At 74.5% G+C, this 14,157-nt stretch carries 8 protein-coding genes; 4 read left to right on the top strand and 4 right to left on the bottom strand.

All coding sequences use genetic code 11. The features are described from left to right. Positions 1 to 54 precede the first annotated feature (54 nt). On the bottom strand, positions 55 to 1,803 hold the full coding sequence (locus tag ACGFQ9_RS06675) for a sporulation protein (protein ID WP_393571908.1): 1,749 nt from the start codon (positions 1,801 to 1,803) through the stop codon (positions 55 to 57). 598 nt (positions 1,804 to 2,401) lie between these two features. Between ACGFQ9_RS06675 and ACGFQ9_RS06670 the strand changes: the two genes are divergently transcribed. Continuing rightward, a complete protein-coding gene (locus tag ACGFQ9_RS06670) occupies positions 2,402 to 4,573 on the top strand; it encodes an asparagine synthase-related protein (protein WP_393571906.1) in 2,172 nt (723 codons plus the stop codon). A 556-nt stretch (positions 4,574 to 5,129) separates the two neighbouring features. Here ACGFQ9_RS06670 and ACGFQ9_RS06665 read toward each other — a convergent pair. Beyond that, positions 5,130 to 7,166, bottom strand: coding sequence for a sigma-70 family RNA polymerase sigma factor (locus ACGFQ9_RS06665; protein ID WP_393571904.1), 2,037 nt, complete (start codon positions 7,164 to 7,166; stop codon positions 5,130 to 5,132). Between the two features lie 217 nt (positions 7,167 to 7,383). Further along, the gene (locus ACGFQ9_RS06660) at positions 7,384 to 8,154 is read right to left on the bottom strand and encodes a TetR/AcrR family transcriptional regulator (RefSeq protein WP_393571902.1); all 771 of its coding nucleotides are present in this window, start codon (positions 8,152 to 8,154) and stop codon (positions 7,384 to 7,386) included. 339 nt (positions 8,155 to 8,493) lie between these two features. Here ACGFQ9_RS06660 and ACGFQ9_RS06655 point away from each other — a divergent pair, with 339 nt between their 5' ends. Together ACGFQ9_RS06655 and ACGFQ9_RS06650 are read left to right on the top strand one after the other, a co-directional pair. Next, a complete protein-coding gene (locus ACGFQ9_RS06655) occupies positions 8,494 to 9,927 on the top strand; it encodes an NAD(P)/FAD-dependent oxidoreductase (protein WP_393571900.1) in 1,434 nt (477 codons plus the stop codon). A 199-nt stretch (positions 9,928 to 10,126) separates the two neighbouring features. Continuing rightward, the gene (locus tag ACGFQ9_RS06650; protein ID WP_393572970.1) at positions 10,127 to 11,824 is read left to right on the top strand and encodes a SpoIIE family protein phosphatase; all 1,698 of its coding nucleotides are present in this window, start codon (positions 10,127 to 10,129) and stop codon (positions 11,822 to 11,824) included. On the opposite strand, the gene ACGFQ9_RS06645 is transcribed toward ACGFQ9_RS06650, so the two are convergent. After that, complete coding sequence (locus ACGFQ9_RS06645) at positions 11,727 to 13,196, bottom strand: MFS transporter (RefSeq protein ID WP_393572968.1); 1,470 nt, start codon at positions 13,194 to 13,196, stop codon at positions 11,727 to 11,729. The two genes, ACGFQ9_RS06650 and ACGFQ9_RS06645, sit on opposite strands and share 98 nt — an antisense overlap. A 116-nt stretch (positions 13,197 to 13,312) precedes the next feature. On the opposite strand from ACGFQ9_RS06645, the gene ACGFQ9_RS06640 reads away from it, so the two are divergent. Further along, positions 13,313 to 13,849, top strand: coding sequence for a MarR family winged helix-turn-helix transcriptional regulator (locus ACGFQ9_RS06640; RefSeq protein ID WP_393572966.1), 537 nt, complete (start codon positions 13,313 to 13,315; stop codon positions 13,847 to 13,849). The last annotated feature ends 308 nt before the right edge of the window (positions 13,850 to 14,157 follow it).

The following is a 14,157-nucleotide window of genomic DNA, read 5'->3' as shown; positions in this document are numbered from 1 at the left end:
GCCCACCCGTCAGGCGGCCCCCGGCCCACTCGTCAGGCGGCCCCGGCGCGCCCGTCAGGCGGGCGTGACCAGCAGCGGACGCGCCCGCTCCCGCAGCTCGGCGACCCGGGGCTCGTCCCCGTACGGCTCCAGCCGGTGCAGCAGGTCCCGTACGTACTCGGTGGTGCGGGCGGACGAGATCCGCCCCGCGACCTCCACCGCCCGGGTCCCCGCCGCACAGGCCGCGTCCAGGTTGCCGGACTCCAGCTCGGCGACGGCGCTGACCACCAGGCGCAGTCCGTGCGAGCGCACGTACTCCTCCGTCGGCCGGGACAGGGCCTGCTCGGTGAACCGCCGTACCTGCCGGGGCAGTTTCAGGTCCCGGTAGCACTCCGCCGCGTCCGCCGCGAAGCGGTCGTAGGAGTAGAAACCCAGCCAGGTCGGATCGGGGTCGCCCTCGCGCGCCCGCTCCAGCCAGCCCTCCGCCGCCCGCAGCGCCGAGCCGGCCGCCTGGGAGTCCCCCGCCTTGGCGTGCGCCCGCGCCTCCACCAGCCGGAAGAAGCTCATGGTGCGGGCGGTGGCCAGGCCCCGGTTCCGTTCCACGGCGGCCTGCGCGAGGTCCACTCCCTCGTCCGCGAAGTCCCGGTAGGTGGCCTGCAGGGACATGGACGCCAGCACGTACCCGCCGAGCGGTACGTCGGCCGCCGCGCGGGCCAGCCGCAGCGCCTGGATGTAGTACCGCTGGGCCGCCTCCTGCTGTCCGGTGTCGAAGGCCATCCACCCGGCCAGCCGGGTCAGTTCGGCGGTGGCGCCGAACAGGGCCCGGCCCACCTCGTCGCTGTACGAGCCGAGCAGCAGCGGTGCCGCGTCCACCCGCAGGCACTCCGGGACCATCGACGAACGCCAGTCCCCGCCGCCGTACTTGGAGTCCCAGCGCCGGGCGTCCTCGGCGGCCTCGCGCAGCTTGGCCACGTCGCTGTGGCCGACCCGTTGCGGTGTCGCGTCCGACAGCAGCAGCGCCGGGCCGCCGCGCGTTTCGGGTCCCGGCTGCGAGGGCACAACGGAGGTCGGCGACGGCGCGGGCGACGGCGGTGGCGATGTGGACACGGCAGGAGCGGCGGCAGCAGCGGCGGCACGGGCAGCGGCAGGAGCGGACGTCTGCGCGGGCGTGTGGGCGGGTGTCTGCGTGGACGTCTGCGCGGACGTCTGCGCAGGCGCCTGTCCGGGTGCCCGCCGGGATCCCCGGCCCATCCGCCCGGCCCGCGGCGTCTGCAGGGGCACCGGTCCGGACGCGGCCCCGTCCGTCGGCGCAGGCGCCGCTGTCGCCGTCGGCCCGGTCGGCGGCGAGGGCTCCCGCGCCACCGAACTGTCCGCCGGCGATATCAGCCACCGGGAGGCCGGCACCGCGTACGCCGACACCGAGAAGGACCCGGCGAGGGACTGCCAGATCCCGCCACCGCCGCGCCGGCCCACCAGATCCAGCCGGTACAGATCGGTGGCCGAACGCACCGCCGCCCCCACGTCGCGCGGGAAGCTCAGACCCACCTCGGGCGCCGGATCCGCATCGGCGAGCCCGATCTCGTGCAGCGGCACCGGGCGCCCGAGCTTGGCGCCGATCGCGGCCGCGATCAGATGCGGGGCGGCACCCTGCGGCACCATGCCCTTCGACACCCACCGGGCCACGGAGGTCTTGTCGTAGCGGAGCGTCAGGCCCCGCTGCGCGCCGAGGTCGTTGACCCGCCTGGCCAGCCCCGCGTTGCTGATGCCGGCGAGGGCGAGGACGGCGCCGAGTTTCTCGTTGGGCTCGCGGAGCTCCCTGGACATGCGCCACCCCTCGTCACGCGGAACGCACCACACAAGCCGGCCGCCGGGCATAGGCGCCCGGCATTCGTAAACCCAGCGTAGTTCGCCGCATGCCAAGCGTTAAGGGCCTGCCTTCCCTATGGCGGGATTGTTGTCCGTGCACACGGACGCGCGCCGTCCGAGCGCCGGGGGCGCACGCCCGTACCCGTGCTCCGGCTGTGTGGCCGTGCGCCCGGCCGTGCGCTCTGGCCCGGCCGAGAGCCCGGCGATTCGATGTGCGGTGCGTGGGTCGGCCCGCTGCGCGGATCCGGTGGGCCGGGGGACACCGCCGCCTCAATCCCCGCGGGTGGCGGACCGGTCCGGGAGGTGGGCCGCGCCTCCCGGGCCGCGCCCCGCGCCGCCGTCTTACGGCCAACACCCGGCCGTCGCGCGCCCGAAGAATGGCTGAAACCCGACGGTGGTGCGCGCCGGGATTCCGGTCACGGAGCGTCAAATGCGGCATCAGCGGCGCGCACTCACTCATCTGTGCGCCCCCTTTGCCGACCCTTGTGCGCCTCTCTCGTGGCAGCATGGACCCCGTCCCACAGGTGCCCACGAAGCTGGTAGCGGGGAGGCGGCGATGCGCTGGTTGGTGGGGTGGAGCAGTATCGCCGCGAGTTTCGGCACGGCCGGTCGCGTGACCGGTGCCGGCCACGACGGCGTGCTCCGCGGGGGCCTGGCCGACGCCGCCCATCCCGATGACCCGGCCGAGGACGCCGAACGGACCGTCCACCCCGTCGGCGCCCAGCTGCTCTGGGGCGACCCCGACCCGCTGTGGGCGGTCGGGGACTGGCGCGCCGACGAGATCCGCACCGTCACCGCCGACCCCGCCGACCCCTTCACCCGGCTCGCCGTGCTCGGCTGCTGCGGCGCCGACGACGACGAACTCCGCCGCGCCCTCTACACCGCCCGCGGCGGCGCCCTGCGCCACCTGACCTCCTGGCCCGGCAGCCACACCGTCGTGGTGCAGACCGGCCGCCGGATCACCGTCCTCGGCGACCTGGCCGGAGCCCGGCCCGTGTTCTACACCCCCTGGGCGGGCGGCACCGCGTACGCGACGGCCGCGCTGCCGCTCGCCGACCTGATCGAGGCACAGCTCGACATCGGCCACCTCGCCGCCCTCCTGGCCTGCCCGGACAGCCCGGAGGCACTGGGCGACGGCACCCCGTACGCCGGGGTCCGGCGGATCCCGCCCGGCCACGCGCTGATCCTGCGCGAAGGCTCCCGCGAGATCACCGGTTACGAGCCGGTCGCCTCCCTCGCCGTGGCCGCGCCGGAGCTCGAGGCGGGGCCGGCGGTGGAGGGCGTACGGGAGGCATTGGTGGATGCGGTGCGCGCCCGGCTCACGGCGCCACGGCATGCTCCCGACACCCTGCCGTACGACCCCGGACCGGTCCCCGGGATGGGGCCGGAGGACCGGCGGGCGGCCCGCGGCATGCCCGCGCCGGTCCCCGGCATCGGCGCCGACCTCTCCGGGGGCAGTTCCTCCGCCACCCTCGCGCTGCTCGCCGCGGGACTCCCCGGCGCCCCCGGCACCCTCCTCGGGCACGGCGCCACCGCCGCGGGCGAACGGCTGCTGGCCGTCACCTTCAACGACCTGACCACCCCGCAGGGCCGGGAGCCGGAACTGGAACGGGCCCGCGCGATCGCCGCCGACCCGCGCCTGCACCACGTGGTGGTCGCCGCCTCCGACGAGGCCCTCCCGTACGCCGACCTGGACGGCCCGCTCACCGACGAACCCGGCCCCGGACTGGTCGTGGCCGCCCGCGAACGGCGCCGGCTGGCCGCCGGCTCCGCCGACCACCTCGTCGGTCACGGCGCCCGCCAGGTCCTCGACGCACACCCGGCCCGGCTGGCCGACCTGCTGATGGACCGCCGCCGCCGGCCCCTCCTCCGCCCGGTGGCCGCGCTGGCCCGCTCGGCCGCGGCCGAGGGCACCTCGCTCCTGGTCCCGCTGACGGTGTACTCCGCGGCGCGCCGCCTCGCCCGTACGCCGTACCGCGCGGGAGTGGAGGCGGTGGCCGGCCAACTCCGCGACGGCCGCCTGCCGACCGCCCCGGACGGCCCGGTGAACGCCTCCCTCTCCGCCCTCGCCTGGTGCCGGCCGGGGCCGGCGGCACGCTGGCTCACCGGCGAGGCGCTGGCCGAAGTATCGATCCGGCTGAGCGCCGCGGCCGGGCGGCCGCCGCTGTCGCTCCGGCCCGGCGAGGCCCGTGCCCGCTCGGCGCTGGCCCGGCACGCGGCGGACCACCGCGTCTTCGAGCAGGCCGCCGAGGTCCGCAGCCAGCGCCTGCACGCCCCCTTCCTGGACAACCAGGTCGTCCGGGCCGCCCGGGCCCTCCCGGATTCCCTGCGCGTCCAGCCGGGTGCCCGGGCGACCATCCTGCGCGAGGTGCTCTCGGGCACCGGCGTCCGCGAACTCCCGCCCGGGTGGGGCGCGGTGACCCACACCCCGAACGAAACGGCCACCCGCCTCGGCCTGCGCACCGCCCTCCCCGACCTGCTGCTCCTCTTCGCCTCCCCCTACCTCGCGGACGCGGGCCTGGTCGACGCGCGGGTCGTCCAGCAGGCCCTGACGGACGCGGCGCAAGGCCACCCGGTCCCGCTGGACGGCCTCGCCGACCTGGTCTCCATGGAGCTGTGGCTGCGGCGCCTGCTGGCCCGGCGCGGCACGTGCTGGACCGGCACCTCCACCCCCCGCCGCCGCGCCGTCCCCACAGGCGTCCCCCTCCGCCGCGCCGCGCTGTCCTGACGCCGCCGACCGTGCGTGCCGCGCCGCCACCGGCCGTGTGGGCAGGCGGTGCCGCGCCGCCACCGGCCGTGTGGGCAGTCGTGCCGCTGGGGCGGCACGGGTGGGCACACGGCACACCGGCCCGCGCCGGACGCGCAGCGTGTCCCCGCACCCCGACCCCGCAGACGGGTCGGACCCCGTCCGGGCGGAGCTCCGCTCCGGGGCGGTGCCGGGCCTGGCGGAGCCCCGCCCGGGCCCCGGGGCAGCGGCTGCGGCCGGGCCCGGCCATGGCTTCGGTGGGGCGGGAGCGAGCCTGCGGAGCGGCGTTCCGGTGTGCCCACCCTCCCCCAAGCTCTCGACTTCGCTCGAGCAGGGGGGACCCCCATCGCCCTGCGGAACGCCTGCCCACACCTCAGCGGAGCCGCCCCCACACCTCGGTGGTGCCGCCCCCCGGCCAGGGCGGGGCAGAGCTCTGCGGAACGCCTGCCCACACCTTTTGCGGAGCAGCGCCCACGCCCCGGCAGGGCGGGGGCAGAGCCCTGCGGAACGCCTGTCCACACCTCGGCCGAGCCGAGGACTAGCGGCAGTTGATGACCGCGTCCGCCCAAGCGACGAGCATCGGCCGCCCAGCCCCCCCGACCGGCTCGGCCACCAGCCGCAGCCGCTCCGCTCCCGCCAGCCCGACCCCCACCGGCACGGCGCCGTCGCCATGGCCGACCGGTGCGGAGCGCCAGACGCGTCTGCCGTCCGCGTAGACGGAGAACCGCACCGATCCCGCCCCCCTCGGCAGCGACAGGTCGTCCACGCCGACCCTCGCGGAGAATGCCGTGCACTGCCGGTTGAGCCGGATCTCCACCCGGGAGCGGGCGTTGACCGTGATGCCCTGCTCGAAGCGCTGCCCGCCGACCCGCAGCCCCCACCGCTGCCAGACCCAGCTGCTGCGCCACGCGTCCAGCTCGGGCCGGCTGTGGTCGCCGAGCACCGCGTACCCGAGCCGGGCCAGCTGGTACCCCGTCGGCGGCTTGGGGACGGGCGGCGGAGCCGGTTTCGGCGAAGGCGAAGGAGGAGTGGGTGAAGGAGTGGGCGGAGGAGTGGGCTGGGGGGACCGCTTCGGCGGGGCCGGGGGCGCCGGCCGGGCACTCGGGCTCTGCGTGCGTGACGGCCGCTCGGCACGCGGTGCGGGTACGGGCGGCTCCGGCTCGGCCGGGCTCGGTGAGGGCGTGGGGGAAGGCGAGGGCACGGGCGGGGCCGGGCGGTCCGGCAGCGCGGGGGCCGCCGCGCTCGGCGCGGGCTTCGCCCCGGCCTTTGGCTCCACTTCGTCACCGGCGAAGGCGAACACCACCCCGGCGGCCGCGGCCACCGCGATCCCGGCCGCGAGCGCGGCCTTCGCGGGCAGCCCGAGCCCCTCGGAGGCCGCGGCGGCACCCACCCCGGACCCGCCGGCCGCCCCCGACCCGCCGGCCGCACCAGCTCCCGCACCAGCTCCCGCACCGGCCCCCGCTCCGGCACCCGCAGCACTTGCAGTGCCCGCACCCGCACCAGCCCCCGCACCGGCCCCCGCACCGGCCCCCGCACCGGCCCCCGCTCCGGCACCCCCCGTCGCGGCCGCCGCCGCCCCCGCGCCGCCTGCGGCGACGGCGCCCCCGGCCACCACCCCGGCGGCCTTGGCGGCGTACCCCGCCGCGAACCACCCGATGACCGCGACCGGAAGCAGCGCCGGAATGCCCGTGTTGACATCGCTGAGCTCGCCGACGGCCAGCCGGCACTTCGCGCATTCCTCCAGGTGCCTGCGCAGCCCCCGCTCCGCGCGCATCCGCAGCCCGCCCCGCGCGAACGCGCCCAGCCGGTCCGCGTACCGCGCGCACTCCCCGCCCTCGCCGAGCGCCGTACTGACGTGAGCCTGCAGGTACGCCTGCTTCAGACCCTCCCGGGCCCGGCCCGCCAGCACCGCCGTCGCGTTGGCGGTCAGTCCGAACAACGGCGCGATCGAGCTGGGCGACGCGTCCTCGACGGTGGTGTGCCACAGCACGGCCTGCCACCGCTCCGGCAGGCTCCGGAACGCCTGCATCGCCAGGGACTGCTCGGCCAGGTGCATGGCCCGGACGTCCGCGGCCGGCTCCAGGGTGTCCTCGCCGGACAGCCCGGCCGCGCCGCCGGTGCCCGCCGCGCCCGCGGCCGCCTGCTCCGCGAACACGGCGAAGTCCTCGACGAGCTGCTCCCGCCTGGCGGTCTTCGTCCACGCGGCGGCCACCCGGCGGACCGTGGTGAGCAGATACGCCCGCACCGCCTGGTCCGGACCGGCTCCGCCGCGCACCGCCTGCAGGGTCCGCGCGAACACCTCCGCGGTCAGGTCCTCCGCCGTGTGCCCGTCCCGGCAGCAGGTACGGGCGTACCGGCGCACGGCATCGGAGTGCCGGCGGAACAGCTCCTCGTAGGCGCTGTCGTCGCCGCCGCGCACCCGGGCGATCAGGTCACCGTCGGACGGCGGCAGTTCGGCCGAGGTGGCTCCGCTGCCGTGCTCCCGCTGTGCCGGTACCTGCCGTGCGGGCAGGCCGCCCGCCTCGACATCGCCCCCGGCGCCACCGTGTGGTTCGTTCCGACCGTCAACGCCCATCGTGGAAGCCCTCGCACGACACCCTGAACCGGTACACGCCGGCAAGCGTGGCACACGGGGGGCGCGCGCCGGACCCCTCTCCGCGCCTTCCACTCATCCGGGCACGCCCCGGGGAACAGCCCCGCGTGTCCTCACTCGTTCGAGCGGTCGGTCGTTCGAGGGATCCGGCGCGCCTCGGCAGCTCCCACACGCACGGGTGACGCCGAGGCGCGTGCCGTCACGCCGTCCGCGAGCGCAGACCCTCCAGCAGGATGTCCAGCAGCCGGGCCGAGGCCGCGGCCTGCTGGGCCGGGTCCGGCAGCGCCGGCGCGGCGGTCGCTATGACCAGCAGCACATCGGCCACCGTGACGTCCGCCCGCAGCTCACCCGCGGCCCGTGCCCGCTCCACCAGCTTGCCGACCACCTCGAGCAGCGCTCCGGCACCCGCGTCCTCGGAGGGCTCGCCGGGCGCGGACGGCCGCGAGCCGACGACCCGCAGCTCCGACTGCTGCCGCTGCTGCGGCACCCGGGCGTCCTCGGCCGTCACGGCCGTCACAGCCGCGCCGTCCTCCTCGGCCACCGAGCCGACCCGCAGCACCTGCGGCGGCAGGAGCCGGCCGGCACCCGAGGCCACGGAGGTCCGCAGGAACCGGGACAGCGCCTGCCAGGGCTCCTCCTCCTGGCCCAGCGCGGCCCGCGCCTGCTCGGTCAGCCGTGCGGTCTCCTCCTCGGCTATCCGCCGGACCAGCACGTCCTTGCTCGGGAAGCGCCGGTACACGGTGCCGACGCCCACCCGGGCCCGCCGTGCGACGTCCTCCATCGGGGCCCCATACCCCAGCTCCCCGAAGACCTCACGCGCTGCCCGCAGCACGTGCTCCAGATTGCGCTGCGCGTCCACGCGCAGCGGGGTGGAACGGCCCACGCCATGGGTGGTGGTGCCGCCCGCGATCACGCGGCTGCCCCCGTCCGAGAGCGCCGTCGCAGAACCATGGAAATCGGAAATGTGCATATGTTTCCCCCGGTAATCATTCGTCTCCCCCCGGAGACACTCCCCGCCTTCGTGTCGAGTGGGCCGTGGTCATCGAGGCCCGGTCCAACTCTCGACGAGTTACGAACATAGTTGAGCCAGAGTCAATTCAGAAGAGGCAGCCCCGTACGGACCACCGCCCGATCGGAGCATTCACCCCCACTTTTCCGTTTCGGCCCTCCGGAACCGACCCTTCCGGAGCCTCTGACCTGCACTCCTTGCACCCCCTGGCCCCCTTCCGCCAACACCGCCCCACAGCCTCCGCCGGTCACACAATTGGACGGGCCTGTGGACAAACTCCCGGCCACGATGCGTCATGGGATGGTGAAGGCTGCCAACTCCCGGGGCGAGGCCCCCGACAACCTCCCCCAGGCTTCGCCGGGGGGACCCCCGCCCCGCACGCGCATCCTCGTCATCGGCGGCGGCTACGTCGGCATGTACACGGCCCTCCGGCTCCAGAACAAGCTCAGAGCCGGCGAAGCCGAGGTCACGGTGGTCACCCCCGAGCCCTACATGACCTACCAGCCCTTCCTCCCCGAAGCGGCGGCCGGCTCCATCTCCCCCCGCCACGTGGTCGTCCCGCTCCGCCGCCTCCTGACGAGATGCCGCATCGTCATCGGCGAGGCCCGCAGCATCGACCACGCCAAGCGGACCGCCACCATCCACACCCTCGCCACGGACGAGGAAGGCGCCGGCCCGCACCACCTGCAGTACGACGAACTGGTCATCGCGCCCGGGTCCATCTCCCGCACCCTCCCGATCCCCGGCCTCGCCGACTACGCCATCGGCTTCAAGACCGTCGAGGAGGCCATCGGCCTGCGGAACCACGTCATCGAGCAGATGGACATCGCCTCCTCCACCCGCGACCCCGCCATCCGCGACGCCGCCCTCACCTTCGTCTTCGTCGGCGGCGGCTACGCCGGCGTCGAAGCCCTCGGCGAACTGGAGGACATGGCCCGCTACGCCGCCCGCTACTACCACAACATCAAGCCCGAGGACATGAAGTGGGTGCTGGTCGAGGCGAGCGACCACATCCTCCCCGAGGTCGGCCCCGAACTCGGCAGGTACACCGTCAGCGAGCTCCGCCGCCGCAACATCGACGTACGCCTGGACACCTGCCTTGACTCCTGCGAGAACCGCGTGGCCGTCCTCAGCGACGGCAGCCGCTTCCCGACCCGCACCGTCGTCTGGACCGCGGGCGTCAAACCGAACCCGGTCCTCGCCGCCACCGACCTGCCCAGGAACGAACGAGGCCGGCTCGTCTGCACCGCCTTCCTCACCGTCGAAGGAGTCGAGCACGCCTGGGCCGCCGGCGACGCCGCCGCCGTCCCCGACATCACCGCCAAGGAACCCGGTGTCGAAACCGCCCCCAACGCCCAGCACGCCGTACGCCAGGCCAAGGCGCTCGCCGACAACCTGATCGCCGCCCTCCGCGGCGAGGTCCTCACCGAGTACGCCCACAAGTACGCCGGCTCCGTCGCCTCCCTCGGCCTGCACAAGGGCGTCGCCCACATCTACGGCCGGAAGATCAAGGGCTACCCGGCCTGGCTGATGCACCGCACCTACCACCTCAGCCGGGTCCCCACCTTCAACCGCAAGATGCGCGTCCTGGCCGAATGGACCCTCGCCGGCCTGTTCAAACGCGAGATCGTGTCCCTCGGATCCCTCGAACACCCCCGCGCGGAATTCGAACTCGCCGCGGGCATCCGCCACCACCGGCCCCGGCCGCACCTCCAGAAGCCGGGCGAGGGCTGACGCAGGCAGTGCGGTCGGCCACACTGGACGTGTGACCATAGGTGTGCCCACACCTGCGCAGAGTGACCACGGCGTGACGGCGCACCATGCCGGCACACCGCCCCGCTCCCGGATCCGCCCGGGCGGGGAACCCCCACCGCCCAGCGACCGTCCCTGAACAACACAGCGACCACGAGCGACACCACGAGGCTTGAACGCAGTGAACTTCACGCGCTGGAGCGCCCGGTTTCCCGGAACGCAACGCCGCGCCGCCGCCCGGACCGAACACGCCGCCGCCCAGGCCAAACGAGGCGAAGGCTCCGTCCCCGCTGCCCGCGTCTCCACGCCGGACGGCCGTCCCGCCGACCCCACCGTCTCCGGCACCGGCACCGGCAGCCCATTCGCCGCGGTGCCCTCCCCCGACGAGCTCTCCGTACGCGAGGTCCTGGGCCGGCTCCCGGCCCTCGTCGCCCTCGTCCACGGAGCCGACCACCGCGTCTCCTACCTCAACGACGCGTACACCGCGGGCTTCGGCCCCCGCCCCGTCGGCGCCCCCGCCGCCGAGGCCCTCCCCGAACTCGGCGAACTCGGCCTGCTCCCGCTCCTCGACCAGGTCCAGCGCAGCGGCAAGCCGCGCACAGCCAAGAACCGCACCGCCCCCGGCGGCGGTAACTCCTACACCGTCACCTGCACCCCCGTCGCCTACCCCGGCCCCGACAGCACCGGCGTGATGATCCACCTCGCCGACGTCACCGACCACGCCGAGGCCGTCGACCGGCTCCGCACCAGCGAAAGCCGCCAGCGCGAGGCCGCCGTCACCCTCCAGCGCTCCCTGCTCCCGCAGGAACTGGAGCAGCCCGACGACCTGCGCATCGCCGCCACCTACCAGCCCGGCGGCACCGAGGCCGCGGTCGGCGGCGACTGGTACGACGTCATCACCCTCGGCGCCGGCCGCACCGCCCTCGTCATCGGCGACGTCATGGGCCGAGGCGTCCGCGCCGCCGCCGTCATGGGCCAGCTCCGCACGGCCGTCCGCGCGTACGCCCGCCTCGACCTGCCGCCCCACGAGGTCCTGCAGCTCCTCGACGGACTCGCCGCCGAGATCGACGCCAGCCAGATCGCCACCTGCGTCTACGCCGTCCACGACCCCAACGAGGGCCTGCTGGCCTACGCCTCCGCCGGCCACCTGCCCATCCTGGTCCGCGACGCCGACGGCACCGTGCGCCGCGCCGCCGACCCCACCGGCCCCCCGCTGGGCACCGGAGGCTGGCTGCACTCCTCCGGCACCATCGCCCTCGGCCCCGGCTCCACCGCCGTCCTCTATACGGACGGCCTGGTCGAGCGCCGCGGCGAGGACATCGACGAGGGCGTCTCCGCCCTGGCACGCGCCCTCTCCGGAGCCCAGGGCACCCCGCAGGTCATCTGCGACCGCCTGATGCGCGCCCTCGGCGTGGACGCCGACCACGACGACGACGTGGCCGTCCTCGTCCTCCAGCACCCCACCCGCACCGGCCCGGACGCCGAGCTGTTCCACAACGCCGCCCTGGAACTCCTCGGCGGCGTCGAGGCGGCCCCGCGCGCCCGCGCCTTCGCACAGGGCGTCCTCGCCTCCTGGCGCTTCCCGGTCGAGCTGTGCGACCTCGGGGTCCTGGCGGCCAGCGAACTCGTCGCGAACTCCCTCCAGCACGGCACCCCGCCGATGCGGCTGCGCCTGCGCCGCACCGACCACCGTCTGATCGTCGAGGTCACCGACGGGGACGACCACCTTCCGCGGCGCCGCCGCGCCGAACCGGGCGACGAAACCGGCCGCGGCATCTCGATCATCGCGACCATCGCCTCCTCCTGGGGCTCGCGCCGCACCCCGGGCGGCGGCAAGGCCGTCTGGTGCGAGTTCGCCCTGCCGGACAAGGACAAATAGAACGCCGGCACCACGGAGGCAACGAAACGTGCGGGGCCCGCTCCAGTAGGAGCGGGCCCCGCACGTCTCTCTCCGATTCCCGTCCGGCCCTACGCGGCGACCCCGGCTCGGCCTCCACACGCCGGACGGCCGGAGCCTTCGCGGCCCGCACCGACCACGGGTTGTCCTGCGCCGCCGTCAGCTGCTTCCCCAGCCGCAGGCCCAGCCACGCGATGCCCAGCGAGACCGTCACGAAGATCCCGATGTAGAGCATCGGCAGCCCGGCACCCAGCGGCACGCCCAGCGGGCCGAGCGCCAGGGCCATCTGCTTCACCAGGGCGAAGGCTGAGTTGTACTGCCCGACCGAGCCCTCCGGAGCCAGGTCCGCGACCAGCGGGGCCAGCGTCGGCGACAGCATCGCCTCACCGATGCCGAAGAGCCCGTACGTCGTGATGAACGCAGCAGCCGCCATCACGGAGCTGCCGTGCCCGAGGCCGGCGAACCCGGCGATCACCCAGGCCCCCGTCCAGATCAGGCCGACCAGCGCGATGACCCGGGACCGGCGGCGCTTCTCCACCATCTTCAGCACGACGAACTGGGCGAGCACGATCGCGCCGGTGTTGGCGGCCAGCGCGAAACCGAGGGTGGAGGGGGAGATCCCGGCGGCCTCGGTGCCGAACGCGGCCAGACCCGACTCGAACTGTCCGTAGCAGGCGAAGAACAGCACGAACCCGAGCACGCACAGCTGGACCATCGCCTTGTGCCGCAGCAGCTTCTTCCAGCCGCTGCCGGCGGACTGCGCCGGGTCCTTGGGGAGCGCGTCCTTGATGGCGGGCGAGTGCGGCATCCGCACGGAGAGGATGACCCCGGCCAGCACCAGGAACATCACGGCCTCGATGCCGAAGAGCAGGGTGAAGCTGCCGGGGCGGTTCTCGTCGACGATCTGGCCGCCGAGCAGGCCGCCGATGCCCAGGCCCAGGTTCTGCATGAAGAACTGGAGCGCGAAGGCCCGGGTCCGGGTGGCCGGGGTGGAACACCACACGATCATCGTGGCCAGCGCGGGCTGCATCACGGCCTGGCCGGCGCCCAGGGCGAGGGCGGAGAGCAGGATCGGCAGCACGCCCGTCGCCAGCCCGAGGGACAGGGCACCCAGCGAGGCGGCGACCGCGGCGCCGATCACCACCGGCACGGGACCGCGGCGGTCGATGACGCGACCGGTGAAGGGGAGCGCGACGAGCGCACCGAGGGCGAAGGCGATGAACGCGCCCGTCGCCCACACGGATCCCAGATCCCGCACCTGCGCCACATAGATGTAGAGGAACGGAACCGTGAAGCCGATGCCGAACGCCGTCAGCGCGTTGCCGGCCTGGATCCGCCGCAGCGCAGCGCCCATCACCTTGGTCACTTCTCACCCACCCTTAGAGCTGAAGACTTCACACCTAAACTTCGAGATTGAAGAGTACACATCGAAGGAGTTCGACGCCAATGAGGCGTGCCATACTCATCGCCATGGGTGAGACCCCCGACGGCGCTGGCGCCGTCAACGAGCCGACCATCGACGAGCAGATCGCCGCCTACCAGCGCGAGTTCCAGGACCTCGACCCGCAGGTGGAGAAGGTCGTGTCGGGGCTGAGCCGGCTGAACCGCCGGATGAACGTCGCGTACGGCCGCCAGACCTCGGCCCTGGGCATCAGCAACGCGGAGTGGGAGGTCCTCAAGGCCCTCGTCCTCGCGGGCGTCCCGTACCGGATGGGCCCGAGCGAGCTGGCGAAGCAGCTGGGACTGACGCCGGCGGCGATGACCCACCGGATCGACCGGATGACGGCGGAGGGGCTGGTCACCCGCGAGCGCGACGAGTCCAACCGCGTCCGCGTGATCGTGGAGCTCACGCAGGAGGGCCGGAGCAAGTGGCTCGACGCCATGCGCATGGCCTCGGTCTTCGAGGAGGACCTGCTCCAGGACCTCTCCACCACCGAGCGGGCCCTGCTGGGCGACATCCTGACCCGCCTGTTGGACCGGGTGGAGGACCTCCAGACCCGGGGTTGACACACCCCTGGGCGGTCCGTAAAGTACTCCGAGTTGCCGCGGGGCCGTAACGGTTCTGCGACAGCGCATCCCGCCGCCTCGTAGCGGCAACCCAACTCAGCACGATCCCCGACAGGGAACGAATTCGGCATGCCCGAATTTATTTCCGAGGCCCGATTATGAGCCGCCCGGGAAATCCGCTAGAGTTCGGGAGTCGGAAGGGCCCAACAGCCCGGAAGACAAACCCGCTGACTGGGAGTCAGGCCCGAAAGGATCTGATAGAGTCGGAACCGCCGGAAGGGAAAAGCGCGAAAGCGCCGGAACCGGAA

Origin of the sequence: Streptomyces sp. NPDC048603, assembly GCF_043199475.1 — a bacterium.
Classification (GTDB): domain Bacteria; phylum Actinomycetota; class Actinomycetes; order Streptomycetales; family Streptomycetaceae; genus Streptomyces.
Note: the sequence above shows the minus strand (reverse complement) of the source record. Positions and strands in the feature narration are given on the sequence as shown.

Excerpts from the sequence above, each read along its gene's own strand:
- ACGFQ9_RS06675 (WP_393571908.1), bottom strand. The coding sequence starts at position 1,803 with ATGTCCAGGGAGCTCCGCGAGCCCAACGAGAAACTCGGCGCCGTCCTC.
- ACGFQ9_RS06670 (WP_393571906.1), top strand. The coding sequence starts at position 2,402 with ATGCGCTGGTTGGTGGGGTGGAGCAGTATCGCCGCGAGTTTCGGCACG.
- ACGFQ9_RS06665 (WP_393571904.1), bottom strand. The coding sequence starts at position 7,166 with ATGGGCGTTGACGGTCGGAACGAACCACACGGTGGCGCCGGGGGCGAT.
- ACGFQ9_RS06660 (WP_393571902.1), bottom strand. The coding sequence starts at position 8,154 with ATGCACATTTCCGATTTCCATGGTTCTGCGACGGCGCTCTCGGACGGG.
- ACGFQ9_RS06655 (WP_393571900.1), top strand. The coding sequence starts at position 8,494 with ATGGTGAAGGCTGCCAACTCCCGGGGCGAGGCCCCCGACAACCTCCCC.
- ACGFQ9_RS06645 (WP_393572968.1), bottom strand. The coding sequence starts at position 13,196 with ATGGGCGCTGCGCTGCGGCGGATCCAGGCCGGCAACGCGCTGACGGCG.
- ACGFQ9_RS06640 (WP_393572966.1), top strand. The coding sequence starts at position 13,313 with ATGGGTGAGACCCCCGACGGCGCTGGCGCCGTCAACGAGCCGACCATC.